Here is a 21,117-nt window from a genome sequence, read left to right on the forward strand (position 1 = left end):
CCATCCTCGACTAAAGTCTATTTGTCTTTATTTACGAGATCATTCAAGCAAAAAACTAAGTTTGTTTGTTCGTTTTTTAGGCAATTATTTGGCTTTTAGCAGCACCGGCACCATGGTTTTTTTCTGGGCCAGTACAATGCCGAACAGAATAATCGCCCCACCAATACTGTGATAAATGGTCCAGGCCTCTTTTAACCAGACCAAGGCAATTAAAGCAGTAAATACCGGCATCAGGTTCATAAAGATACTGGTACGGTTCGGCCCCAGACGCTGAATCGCCATCATCCACAGCAAAGGTGCAATCAGTGACGGGAAAATACTGGCGTAGATGACGCTGCCAGCATTGGCCAGATTAATGACATCTAGACCCAACCAGGCCACAAACGGCAGGTGATACAGCAATGCAAATAGAATCTGCACATACAGGCTCAGCATGAGCGGAATCTGCAGCTGCCATTTTTTCAGAAAGACCCCGTAAAAGGCATAGAAAAATACGGCAATAATCATCAGCAGATCACCCCACTGGCCGCCAGCATGCAGCAGCCCCCACGGATTACCCTGCCCCATCACATAGATCAGCCCGGCAAAGGACAACAGACTGCCAATAATCGCATAGCGATTCGGGATATCGCGCAGAATCAGCATCGACACAAAAATGGTGAAAATTGGAATAAAGGCATTAATAATGCCCATATTGGTGGCGGTGGTGTAATGTGCGGCGGTATACGCCAGGCCCTGATACAGCACCAGACCAAAGGCACTCAGCACTGCCAGCTGTTTCAGATGCGGGACGATCAGGGCACGTTCACGAATCACTCGCGGCAGAATAAACGGGGTCAGAATCAGAAAGGCAAAAAACCAGCGATAAAAACTGATGCTCACCGGCGAAATAAAGTCCGTCACATAGCGGGTCACGACAATATTCAGTGACCAGATCAGGACCGCAGTCAATGGAAGCAGCATGGCCCACCACATTGTTTTTTGCTGCTGCGTCATAACTTCATCCTTGTCTCTATCTATTGTTAATCTATGCCTTCTTGGCAAGTGCCTAAGCATAATTGATTTTTCAACTAAAATTAATGCTATTTGTAGCCGGCAAGTAAGCATTTCACTGATTCTGACTTGTACTGTATTTAAATACCCGTTAAAACAAATAGCCCTCATTCATTTAATAAAAAGGAAATCCGATGAGCACTTCTGTGTATGACATTCCGGTAAAAACGATTCAAGGAACGGACACGACGCTGAACCAGTATCAAGGCAAAGTCTTACTGCTGGTAAATGTGGCATCAAAATGCGGCCTCACTCCACAATACGAAGGCTTGCAAAAGCTCTATGATGATAAAAAAGCCGAAGGACTGGAAATCTTAGGCTTCCCTTCCAATGATTTTCTGGAACAGGAACCTGGAAGTGAAAAGGAAATTCAGGAATTCTGTTCCCTGAACTATCAGGTGGATTTCCCGCTGTTTGCTAAAATTCCGGTCGTGGGTGAAGCTAAACATCCTTTGTATGCTACTTTGACTCAGGCTGTGCCAGAACGTATTGGTGAAGGTCCATGGTGGAAAGATCTGGTCGACTATGGCCTGACTCCAAATGAACCGCCTGAAGTCCTCTGGAACTTTGAAAAATTCCTGGTCAACAAACAGGGGGAAGTCGTTGCACGTTTTGCACCAGACATTACTGCAGATGATCCACGCATTGTAGATGCGGTGAATGCAGAACTGGCAAAATAACGCTCTGCTCTCCCAATAAGCATTAAGATTAAAATAAGTATCTGTTTTCATAATGGGTACTTATTTCTATTTAAAACTCTTATTTCACTAAGTTGATATTCACCTACATTTGTAAAGACTCAACCAATCCGTGCACAATCAGCAATTGCTTAGGACGCAGGAAAATAATAGTCGAATGAAATTCCACACAATAAAGTCTTCAAGTTAATCGCCGGCCAAACGAGCCGCCCCGCTTAAAATAAAATATTTACTTATTCATTTTTATTAGATTTTTCTCACTTCTGTCTGGCTAATTATTTAAAATCCAGAAGAATTGTTATGAGTTTGCAACAATCTTTTTTATCTCCATAGTTTGTCCTTATATTAAATACTATCCAAATTCTATCACCTGTATCGAGACCCTGATTCTATGTCCAAAATTCTTGCCAATGCTGTCCTTCCTTTCGCATTATTTAGCTCGGGAATTTTACTGATGGGCTGCGAACAGGCTGTCGAAACACCCACTGAACAGGCAGATACAACAACGTCAGATCTGGAACCAACCTCTCAGCAACAAGGCTCGGCAACACCAACTGAACTTAAATCTGGCAATATGTTTTATATGGTTCGGGATGTCGCCGACTTGCAGCTCAAGGCCGGCAGTTATGTGGAACAGTTAAAACAGACCCAGACCGAACTGCAAACGGCGGTCGAAGCCAAAGATACCCAGCAGCTGCAATCCACTGCGACCCAGCTTCAACAGCAACTCAGCAGTTTTAATCAGGTGCTGGGTAACCTGAACTTAAAAAGTCAGGAAATTGACCAGATTCGTAATAATATGATGTCTGCAAACCAGCAAGTGCTGGCTTCTCCCCTCTTGAATGGTCAGGTGGATTTTAGCCAAGTGGACTTGAAAAAGATTGAATCGCAGATGGTCAATGTTCAAGCCGAAATGATCAAACTGGCCGGCTTGCTGATCCAGAATCCCGAGCAGAAACAAGGTTAAAACTCATTCAATCCCTTTCATCAAAAAACCAATCCGGCAAGAACCAGATTGACTTTTATTTTCCCTCAATGAGGAATTAAAGTCGCATATCGATCACGATCCGGCCATCAATTTTCCCTTGTTCCATACGCTGAAAAATATCATTGATATTTTGCAGCGGCTCAACATTAATATGTGCCTTAACCTTACCCCGGGCAGCAATATCCAATGCTTCCTTGAGATCCAGTCGTGTACCCACTATCGAGCCGCGCACCGTAATGCCGTCAAGTACCATATCAAAAATCGACAAGTCAAACTTGCCTGGTGGTAAACCATTTAGCACCATAGTTCCCCCCCGACGCACGATCGAGACTGCCTGTTCAAAAGCTTTGGGAGAGACTGCTGTTACCAATACCCCATGACAACCTTCTCCAGTGGCTTTCATCACTTCTTCTTTTACATCGGATTTCAGTGCATTTATGCCCACATCAGCACCCAGATTTTTGGCCAGTTCCAGTTTTGAGTCATCCACATCTATGGCAATAACATTAAATCCCATGGTTTTGGCATATTGAACAGCAATATGACCCAGACCGCCAATGCCCGAAATTGCCATCCAGTCTCCTGTTTTGGCATCAGCCATTTTCAGACCTTTATAGACAGTGACGCCTGCACAGAGAATAGGTGCAATTTCAAGTAAGTCTACTCCCTCCGGAATTACTCCTACATAATCTCCATCGGCCAGACAATATTCAGCAAAGCTGCCGTTGACCGAATACCCCGAATTTTGCTGTTTTCTACACAGGGTTTCCCAGCCCGCATAACAATGTTCACAATGGCCACACGCCGAATACAGCCATGGAATACCGACAATATCTCCTATTTTTAAATGGTCAATGCCTTCACCTATTTCAATCACTTCTCCTACTCCCTCATGCCCGGGAATAAAAGGTAAGCTCGGTTGCACCGGCCAGTCGCCATGCATGGCATGCAGATCGGTATGACAAACACCTGTGGCAATGATCTTGACCAGGACTTTGCCTGGACGAACTTGAGGGATGTTGAGTTCTTGGATTTCTAAGGGTTGGTTAAATGCAGTTACGACCGCTGCTTTCATTGTTGTTGGCATATTAATTCTCTCTTCTATTATTATAATTTCAGATTATTTTTGAATAATCTCCTTAATTATAGACAATAGAAAAACTGCAACAACTATAGAATTGTATTTCTCCGCTATTCTTTAAAAATTCTTAAAATTTTTTTGGCTGTTATTTTTAAATTATGCTCGACTATCTCCAAACAAATATTTTTATTTACACATAAATATAAGAATAATAATGATTTAATTAAATTCACTATCAGCAGATATAATATTTGGCGAATTCAAACATGAGGTGCGACAGTTTCAAAAGCCTTATGATAATCAACAAGCTGAGCAAACTTCTCTAATGGTGTAAGCCAATCTAACGCTTTTCTAGGACGAGTATTCAGTGACATGGCAACTTGATTTAAATAATGCTGATCTGCCTGATTTAAATCAATCCCTTTAGGTAAATATTGCCTAATTAAACCATTCATATTTTCGCATGTACCTTTCTGCCATGGCGAATGTGGGTCACAGAAATATACATCTATGCCTAAATCTTCTTCGAGGATTTTATGTTCTGACATCTCACGTCCACGGTCATAGGTCAACGTTTTACGTAGTTCTGCAGGTAAATATTTCAGAGCTTCAGTTAAAGCCTTGCGCACTGATTCTGCCTTTGCATCAGGTAATGTTGCCAAGATACAGAGCCGTGTATTTCGTTCAATAAGTGTTGCTATCGAACTTTTATTGTCTTTACCTTTAATTAAATCGGCTTCCCAATGACCCGGTATTTTTCTTTCTTGAACTTCGGCTGGGCGCTCATGAATAGTTTTAATATCCTGTAATATAGAATCTTTTTTAGGTTCACCGTTAGCTTTTCGCTTTTTATTTTCATGACGCAGACAGGATAATAAGTCTTTTTTCAACTCACCCTTTGGTAATGCTCGTATAGTTGAATAAATCGTTGTATGGCTTACATTCATTGTTTGATCCAAATCAGAAAATGTCTTTAAACGCTTCGATATTTGCTGAGGAGACCATAAACAACGGATCGCTTCAACAATAAATCTCCAGAGGATTGAGTCGATTTTGAGTTTTCTGTGACCACGTCTACGTCTAGCGAAGGTGTTATCAGAAGCATATCGAGCTTGATAAACGTCATTGATGCTATTTCTTTTAAGTTCACGATAGATCGTACTAGGATGTCTTTTAATAAGTTCAGCAAATTTTCTGGGTGAAAAGCCTTCTTTTCTTGACTCAAGCATTAATGCAGTACGATCTTCAAAGTTAAGATGATGGTATGACAATTTTATATACTCCATAAACCCTTTAAATTAATTAGGTGGTTTATGTCGCACTTCAAGTTTTACTCTGCCTTTTTATCCAAATAAGATAGCTTCAAATTTTAGACTACATCTTCTTAAGCCCGTATCTTTATAATAAGGTGATAATTAGTCATATTCGAAAGGAATTTAATCAATACTAATTAAAAGAAAGCCACTTCAGCAGTGGCTTTCTAGTTTGGTGTTGGGCTTATTTTTTGGGCTTTTCACGACGACCAGTTTTTTCTGCACAAATTCTTTGAAACCATCGCTTGAAAGTTCATGACCATAACCCGAATTTTTAATCCCGCCAAATGGCAGCTCTGGCGCAGTATCGGTATACCAGTTGATCCAGATCATGCCAGTTTCTACACGTGAAGCCAGCTTTTTCGCCCGCTCAATATTTTGTGAATGAATCACGCCTCCGAGACCATAATTAGAATCATTGGCAATCGATACAATTTCATCTTCATCTTTTGCGACATAGATCTGTGCCACAGGACCAAAGAATTCTTCATACCAGGCCGGATTATCACGGCTGATATTTTCCAGAATAGTTGGCTGATAGAAATTACCTTCATGCTCATAAGGCTTACCACCAGTCACGACTTTCGCGCCATTCTCTACTGCCTTATCAACCTGCTTGGTCAGTTTTTCCAACGCATCTGCTGAGGACAGCGGGCCAAGTGTAGTTTCAGAATCCAACGGATCACCAATTTTTAAGCCTTCAAAGACCTTGATCATGCCCGATTTAAATTGTTCCGCAATTTTCTCATGCAGGATAAAACGTTTAGCTGCTGTACAAACCTGCCCCGTGTTATTAACGCGTGCCTGACAGCCGATTTTGATCGCTTTTTCCAGATCAGCATCATCCAGCACAATAAATACATCATTACCGCCTAATTCTAGTGTCGATTTGGTGACATGTTTCCCAGCTTGCCCTGCTACTGCACGCCCTGCGCCTTCTGAACCTGTGAGAGCAACGCCTTGTACACGCGGATCCGCGATAATATCTGCGACCTGATCGCTACTGATAAACAGATTAGTCCACACACCTTTCGGCGCGCCTGCATCCAGAATCAACTGTTCAAAGGCTTCAGCACATTGCGGAACAATGCTGGCGTGCTTGGCTACCACAGGGTTACCAATCGCGCAGTTTGGGGCAAAGACACGCATCAACTGATAAAAAGGAAAGTTCCAGGGTTCTACTGCCATGATGATGCCTAAGGGATGATGCTCTACCCATGCTTCTCCTAGTTCCGTTTCATAAGAAACTGGCGCTAAAAACTCTTTGGCATGATCTGCATAATACTCAGCAATTTTGGCACAGCTTTCGATCTCACCTTCACTCTGCTTGATCAGCTTACCCATATCCAGTGTCATGATTTTAGCCAGTTCTGACTTGCGTTCCCGCATATTGTTTGCCAGTTTGCTAAGTACCTCAATCCGGGTATCTACTTGTTGAGTCCAATCCGACTTCAGGATTTTTTCTGCGGTATCCAAGGCATTTTGGATATCTTGATCAGTGTGTGACGGATAATCTTTTAATTTCTGGTTGTTAAAGGGGTTAATGGATTGATAACTCATAATTAGATCCCTGCTTGGCCAATTCAATTTTTATAAATGGATAACAACGTGATTTGCGTCGTGACAGAGGTAGTAGAACCGTGAAACTTTTTATTGAATAAATCTGAAAAGCTTAAAGACGCCATATCAACTTAGCATTGTTTTTTTCTGACTATGACTTTGCTTACAGATTGGTTCAAAAGATTACGCAGCGCAGGTAAAAGTTATATCGAGTGGTACAAATTAGAGCTATATAGTTTTCTTAAAATAATTATTCATAAGGCTAAAATCTGGTAACTTTTTTCAAAATAGTTTTTATATAAAAAAACCACCCTTTCGGGTGGTTTTTTCAATCTTAAACCAGCAATTACATTGCACGGTTTTTGATTTTGCGGATCGTTTCCAGCTGAGCAGCAGTTTCTGCAAGAGCAGCCAAAGCAGCAGCAGAGTCCAAATCGCTCTTTTGATTTGCTAGCAATTGTTCAGCGTGTTTACGCGCTTCAATAATTGCAGCTTCATCCAAGTTTTCTGCACGGACTGCTGTATCAGCAAGAACCGTAACAACATGCGGTTGAACTTCTAGAACACCACCAGATACATAGATTAATTCTTCTGTACCGTTTTCCAAAATAACGCGGATCGCGCCAGGTTGGAGCAAAGTTACCAGCGGAGCGTGACCAGGCATAATACCTAACTCACCGCCAGCACCTTTAGCAATTAGCATAGTTACAGTGCCTGAGTACAAAGACTCTTGAACACTTACAACGTCACATTGCATAGTCGCCATGAGAATCTCCTAAATTAGGGAACTAATTAAAGTTTCTCAGCTTTAGCAATCACTTCGTCAATACCACCAACCATGTAGAACGCTTGTTCTGGGATGTGATCGTATTCACCAGCTAGAAGACCTTTAAAGCCACGAATCGTTTCTTTAAGCGGTACAAGTTTACCAGGAGCACCAGTAAACACTTCAGCTACGTGGAACGGTTGAGAGAAGAAACGCTGGATCTTACGTGCACGGTATACAGTAAGTTTGTCTTCTTCTGACAATTCGTCCATACCAAGAATTGCGATAATGTCTTTCAATTCTTTATAACGTTGAAGAACGTTTTGAACTGAACGAGCGATTTCGTAATGCTCAGTACCAACTACAAGTGGATCTAGCTGACGTGAAGTAGAGTCAAGTGGATCAATCGCAGGGTAAATACCTTGAGAAGCGATGTCACGGCTCAATACAACAGTTGCGTCCAAGTGAGCGAACGTAGTTGCAGGCGATGGATCTGTTAAGTCATCGGCAGGTACGTATACCGCTTGGATTGACGTAATAGAACCAGACTTAGTAGATGTAATACGTTCTTGAAGAACACCCATCTCTTCTGCAAGAGTCGGTTGGTAACCTACTGCAGATGGCATACGGCCTAGAAGTGCTGATACTTCAGTACCCGCTAGTGTATAACGATAGATGTTGTCGACGAACAATAGTACGTCACGGCCTTTACCGTTTTCGTCTTTTTGATCACGGAAGTACTCAGCCATAGTCAAACCAGTCAACGCTACGCGTAAACGGTTACCTGGTGGCTCGTTCATCTGACCGTAGACCATTGCTACTTTGTCAAGAACGTTAGAGTCTTTCATTTCGTGATAGAAGTCATTACCTTCACGAGTACGTTCACCAACACCAGCAAACACAGATAAACCTGAGTGCGCTTTCGCGATGTTGTTGATCAACTCCATCATGTTTACAGTTTTACCAACACCGGCACCACCGAACAGACCAACTTTACCACCTTTCGCGAACGGGCATAGTAAGTCGATGACTTTAATACCAGTTTCTAGAAGGTCAGTAGAAGCCGCTTGTTCTGCATAAGAAGGCGCTTGACGGTGAATTGGTAAACGCTCTTCAGTCGCAACAGGACCAGCTTCGTCGATCGGGCGACCAAGAACGTCCATGATACGGCCAAGAGTCGCTGTACCTACTGGTACAGAGATCGGAGCGTTAGTGTTAGTTACGTTCAAACCACGCTTAAGGCCTTCAGTAGAACCCATTGCAATAGTACGAACTACGCCATCACCAAGTTGTTGCTGAACTTCTAATGTAGTTTCAGTACCGTCAACTTGGAGAGCGTCATAGATCTTAGGAACGCTGTTACGTTCAAACTCGACGTCGATAACCGCGCCGATGATCTGAATGATACGACCGCTACTCATTGCTGTCTCCTCAATTCAAACTAATATATGTTAAACGGCAGCGGCACCACCAACGATCTCAGAAATTTCCTGAGTAATCGCGGCTTGACGCAGCTTGTTATAAATAAGTTGCAGGTTCTTGATCAATTCACCCGCGTTATCAGTTGCAGCTTTCATTGCAACCATACGAGCAGACTGCTCACACGCGATGTTTTCGATCACACCTTGATACACCACAGACTCGATGTAACGAACCAACAAGCCATTTAAAAGCTCTTCAGCTTCAGGCTCGTAGATGTAATCCCAACCGTATTGACGGTTAAGCGTCTTGTCTTCTTCAGCAGCTGCCAAAGGAACAAGCTGTTCGATCTTTTGGTTTTGAGTCATGGCGTTGACAAAGCCGTTAGAAACCAGATAAATACGATCTAATTCGCCTTTATCATAAGCGTCTAACATCACCTGTACAGAACCAGATAACTGTTCAAGACTTGGAGTGTCGCCCACTTGAGTGGTCGCACCAAGCACTTTACCGCCGTAGTTTTTAAAAAACGAAACCGCTTTTTGACCAATCAAAGCAAATTGAACTTCAATTGACTGCTCTTGTTGCTGTTGAACGTGTTTTACCACTTTCTTGAACAGGTTAATGTTCAAACCACCAGCAAGGCCACGATCTGAAGACACAATGATATAGCCAACGCGCTTAACAGGACGTTCAACCATATAACGGTGTTTATATTCAGGATTCGCTTGTACCAAATGAGCAATTACACGGTGCATATTTTCGGCATACGGACGGCCTTGTGCCATGCGCTCTTGCGCACGACGCATCTTAGAAGCTGCTACCATCTGCATCGCGCGAGTAATTTTCTGCGTGCTTTTGATACTAGCTACTTTGGCGCGAATTTCTTTTAAATTTGCCATACGCTTAACCTAGTATTCGAAGGCCCTTACGAGCCCTCGAAGGTTGATTCCGTGAACCAAACCAACACCAATCTAGCAAGTTGCTAAATTAGTAAGTTTGAGTCGCTTTGAATTTTTCAATACCAGCTTTGAATTCAGCTTCGATATCTTTATCCCAAGCACCAGTCTCGTCAATTTTTTGCATTAACGCAGCGTGTTCTGAACGGAAGTAAGCAATTAACGCAGCGTCAAAGTCTACGATTTTCTTCACTTCTACGTCAGCCATGTAGCCTTCGTTAGATGCATAAACTGATACAGCTTGGTCAGCGATTGAGTATGGAGCATATTGTTTTTGCTTCATAAGCTCAGTTACGCGTTGACCGTGTTCAAGCTGTTTACGAGTTGCTTCGTCAAGGTCAGAAGCGAACTGAGCAAACGCTGCCAATTCACGGTACTGTGCAAGTGCAGTACGGATACCACCAGACAATTTCTTGATGACTTTAGTCTGCGCAGAACCACCAACACGAGATACAGAGATACCCGCGTTCACAGCAGGACGGATACCCGCGTTGAACAATGATGTTTCAAGGAAGATCTGACCGTCAGTAATCGAAATTACGTTGGTTGGTACGAATGCAGATACGTCACCTGCTTGAGTTTCAATAATCGGCAATGCAGTTAATGAACCAGTTTGGCCTTTAACTTCACCGTTAGTGAATTTCTCAACGTAGTCAGCAGATACACGAGAAGCACGTTCAAGTAGACGTGAATGTAGATAGAACACGTCACCTGGATAAGCTTCACGACCTGGTGGACGACGAAGAAGCAATGAAATTTGACGGTAAGCAACAGCTTGTTTAGACAAGTCATCATAGATGATCAGAGCGTCTTCACCGCGGTCACGGAAGTATTCACCCATTGTACAGCCAGAGTATGGAGCCAAGAACAGCATTGCTGCTGGATCGGCTGCAGCTGCTGCTACAACAGTTGTATACGCCATAGCGCCAGTTTCTTCTAGCTTACGTACTACGTTTGCGATAGTTGATTGTTTTTGGCCAACTGCAACGTAGATACATTTAATGCCAGAGTTTTTCTGAGCGATGATCGCGTCGATCGCCATAGCTGTTTTACCAGTCTGACGGTCACCAATGATCAACTCACGTTGACCACGGCCTACTGGGATCATTGTATCTACTGATTTATAACCAGTTTGTACAGGTTGATCCACTGATTGACGCCAAATTACGCCTGGTGCTACTTTTTCAACAGCATCAGAAAGTTTTGCATCAATAGGGCCTTTACCATCAATCGGGTTACCCAAAGCGTCTACGACACGACCAAGAAGTTCAGGACCAACCGGAACTTCTAATACACGACCTGTACAACGAGCTTTTTGACCTTCTTGAAGGCTTAAGTAGTTACCTAAAACAACGACGCCCACTGAATCCTGTTCTAGGTTCAGTGCCATACCGTATAAGCCGCCGTCGAATTCGATCATTTCACCGTACATTGCATCAGCAAGGCCGTGAATGCGCACAATACCGTCGGATACCATAACAATGGTACCTTCGTTTTTAGCGGTCGCGCTGGTGTCCAGATCGCCGATACGCTGTTTAATGAGCGCACTGATCTCGGATGGATTCAGTTGTTGCATTGCGCTATACCTCAATCTTTTTAAAGTTCAGTCTTCTTATATGCAATTAAGCTAGAAGACGAGTACGCATTTTTTCAAGCTTATTAAGCGCAGAATCATCTATCACTTGGTCGCCTGCACGAATAACCACACCCGCAATTAACGCTGGGTTCACTTCTACAGAAACATTTACTGCCGCAGCGAAACGTTTTTCTAACGCTTGAGCAAGAATTTGTTCTTGTACAGAAGTCAATGGGAATGCTGATTCAATTACAACATCCACAGTATTGTTATTCTGTGATTTGAGCTGTTCATATTCTGCAGCGATTTCAGGAAGCAAAGCCAAACGTGCGTTTTCAGCAAGCATAGTCAAAAAGTTTGACACTGCAGGCGTTTGGTCTTCGCCTAAAACTTTAGCAAAAAGTGCCACCTGCTCAGCAGGTGTCAACTCAGGGCGATTTAGATAAGCTGAAAATGCTTCGTCTTGCACCGCAGCACTGAGCAAGTTAAGTGCTGTTGACCAATTGTCAGTTGCACCTTGCTCAGAAGCGTAAGCAAATGCTGCTTTAGCGTAAGGGCGTGCCAACGTCAAGAGTTCAGCCATAATCCGCCTCTCTTAAAGTTTAGCAGCCAGCTGAGTCAGCATGGCATTGTGAGCTTCTGCGTCAACTTGCTGGCTAAGAATTTTCTCAGCACCAGCAACTGCAAGAGCAGCCACTTGTTGACGTAATTCTTCGCGAGCAGCATTGATTTCAGTATCAACAGCTTCTTTAGCTTGTTGACGAATACGCTCACCTTCAGCTGACGCTTGGGTACGAGCTTCTTCGACCAATTGCGCTGCACGACGGTTCGCTTGTTCGATCAATTGAGCCGCTTGTGCTTTTGCCGCGTCCAGTTCAGCTTTCACTTGTGCTTGCGCATCTGCAAGGTCAGCCTTCGCTTTTTCAGCAGCGTTTAAGCCATCAGCGATTTTACGCTGACGTTCACTAATCGCATTGATTAGTGGTGGCCATACAAACTTCATGCAGAATGCGACGAAAATCGCAAACGCAATCGCTTGGCCAAACAATGTGAGGTTGATATTCATTGCAAATTCCTCAAATAGTGAATTTCGGAATTAAGCTGATTAACCTACAAATGGATTAGCGAAGATGAAGAACAAGCCAATACCAACACCGATCATAGGCACAGCATCAAGAAGACCCGCGATTAAGAACATACGAGTTTGAAGTTGTGGAGCCAATTCTGGTTGACGAGCTACAGCTTCAAGGAAACGGCCGCCTAGAAGACCAAAACCAATCGCAGTACCTAAAGCACCGAAAGCGATCAAGATAGCAGATGCAATTGCAACTAGACCTAAAGTGAGTTCCATGATAATTCCTCAGAGGTTAGGTTTATACCAAATTAAGTTAAAAAATTGTGCCCAACCATCCCGTGACAGTTAGGCAATACCATTAATGCTTTTCGCTTGCCATGCTCAAGTATACGATAGTCAGCATCATGAAAATGAATGCTTGTAGCGTAATAACAAGAATGTGGAAGATCGCCCAAGGCACAGATAACGCCCACTGGATCCAGAACGGTAATAACGCGATAAGAATGAAGATTAACTCACCCGCATACATGTTACCGAATAGTCGTAGAGCCAATGAAACTGGACGTGCAAGGAAGGTTACCAATTCCAGAATCAAGTTCACTGGAATAAGGATCGCTTTTGCAACTGGGTTACTTGGGTTAAATGGGTTAAGTGCTAGTTCACCAACGAAGCCGCCAACACCTTTTTCACGGATGCTGTAGAATAAGATAAGTGCAAATACAGACAATGACATACCAAGGGTAATGTTAGGGTCAGTAGATGGAACGATCTTGAAGTATACGTGGTGTGGATCAATACCAAACAGGCCACCAATCACGTGTTGAGCGACATAAGGAATCCAGTCAACCGGGATAAGGTCCATCAAGTTCATGAGGAAAATCCACACGAAGATGGTTAGCGCTAGTGGAGCGATCAAACGCGATTTACCATGGAAGGTATCGCGTACACTTGAGTCAACAAACTCGATAATCATTTCGATTGCAGACTGGAACTTGGTAGGAACACCAGAGTTTGCAGCTTTCGCTACGAGCCAGAATAACAAGCAGAAAATGATACCAAGGCCGATTGACCAACCCATTGAATCCAAGTGAATAGCAGTGAACCCCATCTGTTGAGCTTCAGCACCGTTCTCGGCCAATTTCCATGTACCGTCTGGCATTTTGCCATAGGTCATATTGGTCAAGTGATGCTTGATATACTCGGTCGAAGTAAGGGCATGTTCTTCAGCAGCCATAAATCACACCTGGTCAATGTCAAAAAACTATAGAACAAACGAATATCGCGTGCTGCTTGATATCTCGCCTGCTCCTAAAAAAACTTTTCAATTTTTTGTTGTGTTTAAACTCGCTTTTGTAGACGTGACACCCAAAAAGGAGCGACCCACGACATGGCTTGAACGAGCATAAAACCACAAAACAACGCAACCGGGGATAACGGCTTGACATTGCTTAAAATTAAAATGAAACCAACAATCACAATTGCAAACTTGCCCATCAAGCCTTTATACATGTTCGAAAGAACCTGCTTAGATGCCCGGGCTCCTGCCGCTCGAAATGATTGCCATGAAAAATAACAACTCGCAAGCCAGCAGACGAACGCCCCCAAAGCGGCACTCAAGGCTACGGTTGAGTCTTTCACGACCCAGCCAATCAAGGCTGAAACAGGAATCATTAATGCTTGTAAGAGGACTAAAGCTTTCGCTAATCGTCGGTCAATCAAGCGACTAGTTCGGCTCATTATTTATTCACTCACAGCAAGCATGCTTGACAAGTTTAGCTGATGATTATTTTTAATCGCAGGCATTATAGAGTTACACCCCTGAACATGCAATCTTTTCCCGACCTTAGTCGTGTTTTTTTCAACAGATCAAATGCTGGCAAACTAATCAAAACTTGATTATTTTTAAATCATTGATGGGCATTTAACACACATTTACGGGTTTGCTCGGCCAATTTCTGCCAGGCCTGGATAAAGTCCCCTGCCCCACTCATGCTTTCATCAACACTCTGGAATACAATCGGTTTCAGTTTTCGGTACTGATTTTCACCAGCATGCGCTTCTGCCAGCAGACACATTTTGCTCTGCACACGACTGTCTTGCAGATACTTGATCTGCGCCACGGTTGGTGAGACATGCGGATCATCAGTCAAAGCCCCCATGAACTTCAGGTTCAATGGGCGTTCCAGATATTGATAGGCATCATGATAGGACCAATAAGGTTGAGCTTTACTTGTAGAACTATAACGCTGTGCAGTCAAAAACATGGTTTGGGCAAAGTCACGCGCATTTTTCCAATAGACCTCCCGATGCTCAGGCAGCTGCTGAGAACGTAAGGCTGCAATGAAGAAACCGATGCGCACTGCATTGTTGGGATCGAGCCAGACATGGGTATCGACGGTATCTTTTAAGGCTTGCCCACGTGGATTACGCATTGGCAAAGTGGTCAGAATACCCGAATCTAAAATCGCGATACTTTTATTGTTATTGTTCAACACTTTTGCCAACGGTGCTTCATGTGCCTGCCCCAACCAGATCACCAGGCCGGCATCCTGAATCGTTTTACGGTGTGCCGGGGTGAGGCTGACATCATGACCGCTTTGATTGGCCAATAATAAAGTCGGCTGTTCCACGCCTTGAGTAATGGTCTTGGCAATCAGATAAATCGGCTGCGTTGAAACCACCAAACTTTGCGACCAGCTAAGGGTACTGAACAAAGCCAGACTACACAGGGCAAGGAAACGGAACATGAAGAGAAATCACTATATAAGGACAAATTTAATAGTGTTATAATATAACAAAATCACAAAAATACCTATGCCCAATCGAAACTCTGGGCGCTTCATGTTAAGATTTGAAATCTTTTAATTTTCAGTTTCGCACCTGAGGTGAACTATGGGTTCATGTTCGCACGAACACCACAATGCATTGCACGGCGTACACGACCATCCAAATGTCGCGCAACGTCTGGCCGAAGCAGAGAGTCTTTGTGCGGCAAGTGGCGCACGCCTCACTCCTTTACGCAAAGAGGTACTGGAACTGATTCTGAATGCAAGCGGCCCGATGGGTGCGTATGACCTGCTGGCACAAATGAAAAATGCCAGCGACCGTCCCGCTGCCCCACCAACGGTGTACCGTACACTCGACTTTTTATTAGAAAAAGGCTTTATTCACCGCCTGACCTCTATTAATGCCTATATTCCCTGCTGCCATCCGCGTGAAGGCCATCAGGCGGCATTCTTGATTTGTACTGAATGTAAAGCAGTCAAAGAAGCATCTGCACAAGGTTTATTAGAACAACTGGATGCCTTGGCGGCTTCAGACGATTTTAGTGCACACCACAGCATTATCGAAATTTCAGGAATCTGTCAGCAGTGTCGCAACAAAGCTTGAATGCATCACCCTTGATCCAGCTTTCCAAGATCTGGGTCAATATTGATGATCGTGACATTTTAAAGGCGATTGATTTCTCTTTGCAGGAGAAAGAGATTGTTACGCTGATTGGTCCGAACGGTGCCGGTAAGTCGACCTTAATAAAGGTCATGCTTGGGATCGTCAAACCAAAATCCGGTGAAATCAAAACGGCGCGCAAGCTGAAATTCTCTTATGTGCCACAAAAATTCAATCCGTCACATAGTTTACCGCTACGGGTTAAAGATCTGCTGGCACTAGAAAAATGCCCTTCAGCTATTAAAGCTGAAATTATCCGTGATACCGGTATTGCCAAGCTGGAAAATTCCAAAGTTCAGCAATTGTCTGGTGGTGAACGTCAACGTGTTCTGCTAGCACGTGCCTTATTACGTCAGCCGGATATTCTGGTACTGGATGAACCGATGCAGGGACTGGATATTCAATCCGAAGCTGAACTGTATGAATATGTCCGCAGCCTGCCAGAAAAATATGGCTGTGCCATTTTAATGGTATCGCATGACCTGCAATGGGTGATGCAAGGCACGCATCGTGTGGTCTGCTTGAACAAACATATCTGTTGTAGCGGCCTGCCAGAAAGCGTGCAGCGGCATCCGGAATACCAGGCCATTTTCGGTACCAATCGGGTGTTCTACCAACATCATCATGATCATTGTGCCCATGGCGATTCAGCCACACCTTGTCAGCACGATTCACGCCCCCACATTCACCCCGAGCCGGAAGCTTAAGCCATGATGGATTGGTTATCTCTCCTATTACCTGCATGGATTATGGGAACACTCTTGGTGTTCCTGACCGCACCGCTTGGCTGTCTGATGCTATGGCGCCGTATGTCATTTTTCGCCGACACCATGGCGCATGGTACTTTATTGGGTGTTGCGATTGCCGGTGCAATGAGCCTGCCACTCTGGATGGGTGTCAGCTTTATCGCAGTCTTATTGGTTGCTGTGCTTTGGGTACTGTATGACCCACGTTTGCCAAATGATGCATTGCTTGCACTCTGCTCAGCAACCCTGCTCTGTTCAGGTTTATTATTCATTCAGCATTTACCAAGTTTAAGACCGGAATTGCTTAGCTATTTATTTGGTGATCTACTCACTATTTCATGGACAGATCTTCCTACTTTTGCCGTCGTGATTATCTTGGCTTTGGCTGTCCTGTATAAAAGCTGGCAGGCACAGATTCAGATTGCGATTGATCCTGATATGGCGATCAGTGAAGGCGTGAATGCAAAACTGCAGCGTCTGATCTTTATGTTGTTATTGGCACTGTTTACTGTATTGGCATTACGTGCGGTCGGTTCTCTTTTGATGGGTGCCTTACTAGTGATTCCAGCACTCACTGCTCGCCTATTGGCAAATTCTCCGCGTCAAATGGTGATCTGGGCTTTTGTGATTGCACAAATTGGTGTGACAGTCGGACTCTGGTCAAGTGCAGGTCTGAATACGTCAACAGGTTTGACCATTGTGCTGACCATGTCAGTGCTGTTTGCTGCTATTTTTATTCTACAGAAGTTTAAAAAACTGGCTTAAGGCATGACAGGCAAATTTTATCTAATTAGTGCCTGCTTGCTCGGACACAAGGTCCGTTATGATAGTCGCGACTGTCTGGTAAAAGAGTTGGTCGATTATTTATTGCCGGAGCAATATGTCACGATTTGCCCTGAAGTCAGTGGTGGTTTGCCTATACCCCGACCCGCAGCAGAGATTCAATCTGGCGATGGTCGAGATGTGCTGCTGTACCAAGCTCATGTTATAGATATAAATGGTACAGATGTTTCCGATGCCTTTATCAAAGGCGCCTATGCCGCTTTAGATCTTGCCCAAAGATTTCAAGCGACACATGCCATCCTCAAAGCCAATAGCCCTTCTTGTAGCAGCAAGCTGATTTATGACGGCTCATTTACTGGAAATAAAATTCAGGGTAATGGTGTGACGGCTGCATTACTTAAACAGCATGATATTAAGGTCATGACTGAAGATGAATTTTTACAGATGATTCTTTAAGAGATCGTTGAATTCCCTCTCCTGTAAGAAGAGGTTCTCCTACTGATGTACTAGACTCAATAAAAATGCGGCTCCAGCGAACAAGCTGGCAAAAGTTCGATTCATGACTTTCTGCTGTTTTGGCGATTTCAGAAGACGCAGAACCTTGGCAGCCAGGCCGGTATAGCCTGCCATCACGATCAGATCAATCGTTACCATAGTCGCGGCCATAATCACATATTGAATCCATTGCGGTTTAGATAAGTCCAGAAATTGCGGCAATACTGCCAGCAAAAATACAATCGCTTTGGGATTACTCATATTGACCAGAAAACCGTGGATGACGAGTTTCCCAGCTGATTTTCGTGCGAGTTCATGTTTAATTTCAATCGACTGCGCTGGTGCTTTCCACTGCAAAAGGGCCAGATACAGTAAATAAGCAACCCCAAACCATTTCACAGCAAGAAATGCCCAAGGTGTAGTCGCGAACAATACCCCTGCCCCGGCAGCCACAATAGCAATTTGAACCAATAGGGCGAGTTGCAGGCCGAGCGCATTCCAATATCCATGTCGGAAGCCATAATTTAGTCCGCTCGACATCGAAGCAATAGCACCCGCACCTGGGGAAATACTGATCACCCAACAGGCTAACATATAAGCAAACCAGACTTGATAGGACATGGAGATTTAACTCATTCAGATTCAGGATCCAATTATATGACTTTTCCAATATTTTCAGCCAAAAAAATTGCTTAAACATCAGACTGCATACTATTCACTCTATAGTGCTTCAGGCACAATAGCAGGATTGGATACAGAAATTTATTACAGGAGCCATGAATGACAGCCCAATCTGTAATTTTGCCATTACCTTCAGATCATGCTCGCTTTATTGTTTTACGCCTGAAAGATCTCAGTATTGAAGATTTTAAGGAACGATTAGAACAGCTATTTACGACACGCGATCGCCTGATTACCCAACATCCGAATGCGCAAATTAAAACGGCTGTCGCTTTTGGTTCTGAACTCTGGTCAAAATTGTATGAACAGGCACCTGCTGGTTTTAAACAATTAGAGCCAATTCAAGGTTCATTTAATATGCCTGTGGTTCCCGCTGATGTACTGATTCATATTGCCAGTGCGCGTGCCGATATCTGTTTCGCCTTGAGTCAGTCTTTCTTCGAAGGTATTCGCGATCAGGTTGAAGTACTAGATGAGCGTGTTTGCTTCCGTTACTTTGATGGCCGTGATATTACCGGTTTCATTGATGGGACTGAAAATCCGCAATTCCCGGATGATCGAGCTGAAGTGGCTTTACTGGGTGAAGATGCTGGCATTTTCCAAGACGGTTCATTCATTTTTGCGCAGCGTTATGCCCATAACCTGGATAAATGGAAAAAACTCAAAGTCGATGCTCAAGAACAAGTGATGGGTCGTACCAAACTTGAATCGATTGAGCTCGAGGATGAAGTAAAACCTGCCAATGCGCATATCGCTCGTACTGTCGTTGAAGATGAGGAAGGCGAGGAAATGGAAATTCTACGTCACTCTCTACCTTATGGAGATGGTCGTGGTGACCAAGGTCTATTCTTCATTGCTTATACCAAAGACCTGAAAATCATTGATACCATGTTAGTGCGTATGTTTGGTACATCAGGCGATGGGATCCATGACCGCTTGCTACACTTCGTGACTCCAATGGATGGTGCGTATTACTTTGCACCAAGTGAGGAGTTACTGGAAGAGGTTTTGGAAGGGTAAAATTTATAAGGTCGGTGATTGCTACATTCTCCATAATGTAGCAATCTAAAAAATTATTTTTTAAGAAAATTTCTATAATTAATATTTTCACACCCTAGAGTAAATGTTAAGCACTTTAAATCTGAATCTAAAATCAATTTATAGTCATTAATTTTCCTGTTACTTTCCCTAATATTGGCATTATATAAATATTTTTTCTCTTCTTTAATATAAGAAAAATTAGAGATGGATCCGGAAATTTGAACAACTCCTATAAGTGATACTCTGCTCCTCAAATGATGTTATAAACATCAATATATGGAGTATTTTATGGCACGTAGACCAAGAAGAAATCATTCAAACGACTTTAAGGCTAAGGTAGCACTTGCTGCGATCAAAGCAGAAAAAACACTTGCTGAATTGAGTTCTGAGTTTGATGTTCATCAAAACCAAATTATTGACTGGAAAAATCAACTGATTTCAGCTTCCTCGCAAGCTTTCGATCAATCAAAAGCTCCAACAGAACCACCCATCGATCTAAAAAAACTACATGCAAAAATCGGTGAGCAGGCATTAGAAATTGATTTTTTAGAAGGTGTGTTGAAGAAACTGGGCCGCTTCAACCACAAAAGTTAATCGATGACTCACTTCAGATTTCAGTATCTAAGCAAGCTCAGCTGCTGAAAGTCTCCCGTGGTTGTTATTACTATCGCCCAAAACCTGTTAGCTCATCAGATCTGAAGCTGATGCGGTGTATGGATGAGTTACATATGCAATACCCTTTTGCAGGTAGCCGTATGATGCGTGATTTGTTGAATCGTCAAGGACATCATATAGGACGACGTCATACACGTACTTTAATGAAGAAAATGGGCATTAATGCGTTATATTGCAAACCAAATTTAAGCCAGGCTAATCAAGCTCACCGCAAATATCCATATCTGCTCAAAGGATTGGCTATTCAGCGCAGTAATCAAGTGTGGTCTACGGATATAACGTATATCCCTATGGCAAAAGGCTTTGTTTATTTATGTGCTGTGATTGATTGGCATAGCCGCAAGGTACTTGCGCATAGGGTATCGATTAGTATGGAGGTTACATTTTGCATAGAAACATTAAATGAAGCTATTGAAAAATATGGTCGACCTGAAATATTTAATACAGACCAAGGCAGTCAGTTTACCAGTGATGCATTTATTGATGTATTGAAATCAAATGGCATTCAAATCAGTATGGATGGTAAAGGTCGATGGGTTGATAATGTGATGGTTGAACGATTATGGCGGAGCGTTAAATATGAAGAGGTGTATCTCAAAGCCTACAGCAATGTTTTGGATGCGAAGAAGCAATTAAACGCATATTTTGAATTTTATAATTTGAAACGACCTCATTCGAGTCTGGACAAAATGACTCCAGATGAGTTTTACTATGACCAGCTACCACAACAAAATAAGGTAGCTTAACTAGAGCAGAGTATC

Annotated in this window: 23 protein-coding genes; 8 read left to right on the forward strand and 15 right to left on the reverse strand. The window is 43.3% G+C overall.

Annotated elements, in window-relative coordinates:
• Positions 1 to 84: 84 nt before the first annotated feature.
• The gene (locus O4M77_RS13660; RefSeq protein ID WP_313660608.1) at positions 85 to 996 is read right to left on the reverse strand and encodes a DMT family transporter; all 912 of its coding nucleotides are present in this window, start codon (positions 994 to 996) and stop codon (positions 85 to 87) included.
• 191 nt (positions 997 to 1,187) lie between these two features.
• On the opposite strand from O4M77_RS13660, the gene O4M77_RS13665 reads away from it, so the two are divergent.
• Together O4M77_RS13665 and O4M77_RS13670 are read left to right on the forward strand one after the other, a co-directional pair.
• On the forward strand, positions 1,188 to 1,733 hold the full coding sequence (locus O4M77_RS13665; protein ID WP_323713582.1) for a glutathione peroxidase: 546 nt from the start codon (positions 1,188 to 1,190) through the stop codon (positions 1,731 to 1,733).
• 409 nt (positions 1,734 to 2,142) lie between these two features.
• Positions 2,143 to 2,718 (forward strand): hypothetical protein, encoded by a 576-nt coding sequence (locus tag O4M77_RS13670; RefSeq protein ID WP_179992710.1) that lies wholly within the window; start codon positions 2,143 to 2,145, stop codon positions 2,716 to 2,718.
• A gap of 76 nt (positions 2,719 to 2,794) precedes the next feature.
• Here the strand turns inward: O4M77_RS13670 and adhP are convergent, their stop codons facing one another.
• From adhP to O4M77_RS13735, 13 genes are all read right to left on the reverse strand, one after another.
• A complete protein-coding gene (gene adhP / locus O4M77_RS13675; RefSeq protein WP_179992711.1) occupies positions 2,795 to 3,826 on the reverse strand; it encodes an alcohol dehydrogenase AdhP in 1,032 nt (343 codons plus the stop codon).
• A 254-nt stretch (positions 3,827 to 4,080) separates the two neighbouring features.
• On the reverse strand, positions 4,081 to 5,049 hold the full coding sequence (locus tag O4M77_RS13680) for an IS30 family transposase (protein WP_257218617.1): 969 nt from the start codon (positions 5,047 to 5,049) through the stop codon (positions 4,081 to 4,083).
• A 237-nt stretch (positions 5,050 to 5,286) separates the two neighbouring features.
• Positions 5,287 to 6,693, reverse strand: coding sequence for an NAD-dependent succinate-semialdehyde dehydrogenase (locus tag O4M77_RS13685; RefSeq protein WP_323713583.1), 1,407 nt, complete (start codon positions 6,691 to 6,693; stop codon positions 5,287 to 5,289).
• A 346-nt stretch (positions 6,694 to 7,039) separates the two neighbouring features.
• Complete coding sequence (locus O4M77_RS13690) at positions 7,040 to 7,459, reverse strand: F0F1 ATP synthase subunit epsilon (RefSeq protein WP_004780711.1); 420 nt, start codon at positions 7,457 to 7,459, stop codon at positions 7,040 to 7,042.
• A gap of 26 nt (positions 7,460 to 7,485) precedes the next feature.
• A complete protein-coding gene (gene atpD / locus O4M77_RS13695) occupies positions 7,486 to 8,880 on the reverse strand; it encodes a F0F1 ATP synthase subunit beta (protein ID WP_004780710.1) in 1,395 nt (464 codons plus the stop codon).
• 30 nt (positions 8,881 to 8,910) lie between these two features.
• Complete coding sequence (gene atpG, locus O4M77_RS13700) at positions 8,911 to 9,780, reverse strand: F0F1 ATP synthase subunit gamma (protein WP_004780708.1); 870 nt, start codon at positions 9,778 to 9,780, stop codon at positions 8,911 to 8,913.
• A gap of 88 nt (positions 9,781 to 9,868) precedes the next feature.
• Positions 9,869 to 11,413: a F0F1 ATP synthase subunit alpha gene (atpA, locus tag O4M77_RS13705; RefSeq protein WP_004780707.1), complete on the reverse strand. Its 1,545-nt coding sequence runs from the start codon at positions 11,411 to 11,413 to the stop codon at positions 9,869 to 9,871.
• 46 nt (positions 11,414 to 11,459) lie between these two features.
• Positions 11,460 to 11,996 carry a F0F1 ATP synthase subunit delta gene (locus tag O4M77_RS13710; RefSeq protein WP_200229238.1) on the reverse strand — a complete coding sequence of 179 codons (537 nt, stop codon included), beginning with the start codon at positions 11,994 to 11,996 and terminating at the stop codon, positions 11,460 to 11,462.
• Positions 11,997 to 12,008: 12 nt separating this feature from the next.
• The gene (locus tag O4M77_RS13715) at positions 12,009 to 12,479 is read right to left on the reverse strand and encodes a F0F1 ATP synthase subunit B (RefSeq protein ID WP_004780703.1); all 471 of its coding nucleotides are present in this window, start codon (positions 12,477 to 12,479) and stop codon (positions 12,009 to 12,011) included.
• A 39-nt stretch (positions 12,480 to 12,518) separates the two neighbouring features.
• Positions 12,519 to 12,764 carry a F0F1 ATP synthase subunit C gene (atpE, locus tag O4M77_RS13720; protein ID WP_000424060.1) on the reverse strand — a complete coding sequence of 82 codons (246 nt, stop codon included), beginning with the start codon at positions 12,762 to 12,764 and terminating at the stop codon, positions 12,519 to 12,521.
• Positions 12,765 to 12,846: 82 nt separating this feature from the next.
• Complete coding sequence (gene atpB, locus O4M77_RS13725) at positions 12,847 to 13,722, reverse strand: F0F1 ATP synthase subunit A (protein WP_004780701.1); 876 nt, start codon at positions 13,720 to 13,722, stop codon at positions 12,847 to 12,849.
• Positions 13,723 to 13,826: 104 nt separating this feature from the next.
• Entirely contained in the window at positions 13,827 to 14,225 is a 399-nt protein-coding gene (locus tag O4M77_RS13730; protein ID WP_166139355.1) for an ATP synthase subunit I, read from the reverse strand.
• A gap of 170 nt (positions 14,226 to 14,395) precedes the next feature.
• On the reverse strand, positions 14,396 to 15,235 hold the full coding sequence (locus O4M77_RS13735; RefSeq protein WP_159124347.1) for a metal ABC transporter solute-binding protein, Zn/Mn family: 840 nt from the start codon (positions 15,233 to 15,235) through the stop codon (positions 14,396 to 14,398).
• Between the two features lie 145 nt (positions 15,236 to 15,380).
• On the opposite strand from O4M77_RS13735, the gene O4M77_RS13740 reads away from it, so the two are divergent.
• The 4 genes from O4M77_RS13740 to O4M77_RS13755 are packed head-to-tail and all read left to right on the forward strand — an operon-like array spanning position 15,381 to position 17,920.
• Entirely contained in the window at positions 15,381 to 15,878 is a 498-nt protein-coding gene (locus O4M77_RS13740; RefSeq protein ID WP_005233384.1) for a transcriptional repressor, read from the forward strand.
• Positions 15,860 to 16,642 carry a zinc ABC transporter ATP-binding protein ZnuC gene (gene znuC / locus O4M77_RS13745; protein WP_323713584.1) on the forward strand — a complete coding sequence of 261 codons (783 nt, stop codon included), beginning with the start codon at positions 15,860 to 15,862 and terminating at the stop codon, positions 16,640 to 16,642. Before O4M77_RS13740 ends, znuC begins: the two co-directional genes overlap by 19 nt.
• A 3-nt stretch (positions 16,643 to 16,645) precedes the next feature.
• Positions 16,646 to 17,446 carry a zinc ABC transporter permease subunit ZnuB gene (znuB, locus tag O4M77_RS13750; RefSeq protein WP_034705182.1) on the forward strand — a complete coding sequence of 267 codons (801 nt, stop codon included), beginning with the start codon at positions 16,646 to 16,648 and terminating at the stop codon, positions 17,444 to 17,446.
• Positions 17,447 to 17,449: 3 nt separating this feature from the next.
• Complete coding sequence (locus O4M77_RS13755) at positions 17,450 to 17,920, forward strand: DUF523 domain-containing protein (RefSeq protein WP_323713585.1); 471 nt, start codon at positions 17,450 to 17,452, stop codon at positions 17,918 to 17,920.
• Between the two features lie 39 nt (positions 17,921 to 17,959).
• On the opposite strand, the gene O4M77_RS13760 is transcribed toward O4M77_RS13755, so the two are convergent.
• Complete coding sequence (locus O4M77_RS13760; RefSeq protein ID WP_179992718.1) at positions 17,960 to 18,580, reverse strand: LysE family transporter; 621 nt, start codon at positions 18,578 to 18,580, stop codon at positions 17,960 to 17,962.
• A 159-nt stretch (positions 18,581 to 18,739) separates the two neighbouring features.
• On the opposite strand from O4M77_RS13760, the gene O4M77_RS13765 reads away from it, so the two are divergent.
• Together O4M77_RS13765 and O4M77_RS13770 are read left to right on the forward strand one after the other, a co-directional pair.
• On the forward strand, positions 18,740 to 19,660 hold the full coding sequence (locus tag O4M77_RS13765) for a Dyp-type peroxidase (protein ID WP_323713586.1): 921 nt from the start codon (positions 18,740 to 18,742) through the stop codon (positions 19,658 to 19,660).
• 309 nt (positions 19,661 to 19,969) lie between these two features.
• A protein-coding gene (locus O4M77_RS13770; RefSeq protein ID WP_323713361.1) for an IS3 family transposase occupies positions 19,970 to 21,102 on the forward strand; the annotation gives its coding sequence in 2 pieces (ribosomal slippage) (positions 19,970 to 20,222 and positions 20,222 to 21,102; 1,134 coding nt in all).
• The last annotated feature ends 15 nt before the right edge of the window (positions 21,103 to 21,117 follow it).

Origin of the sequence: Acinetobacter sp. YWS30-1 (genome assembly GCF_033558715.1) — a bacterium.
In the GTDB taxonomy this organism is placed as follows: Bacteria; Pseudomonadota; Gammaproteobacteria; order Pseudomonadales; family Moraxellaceae; genus Acinetobacter.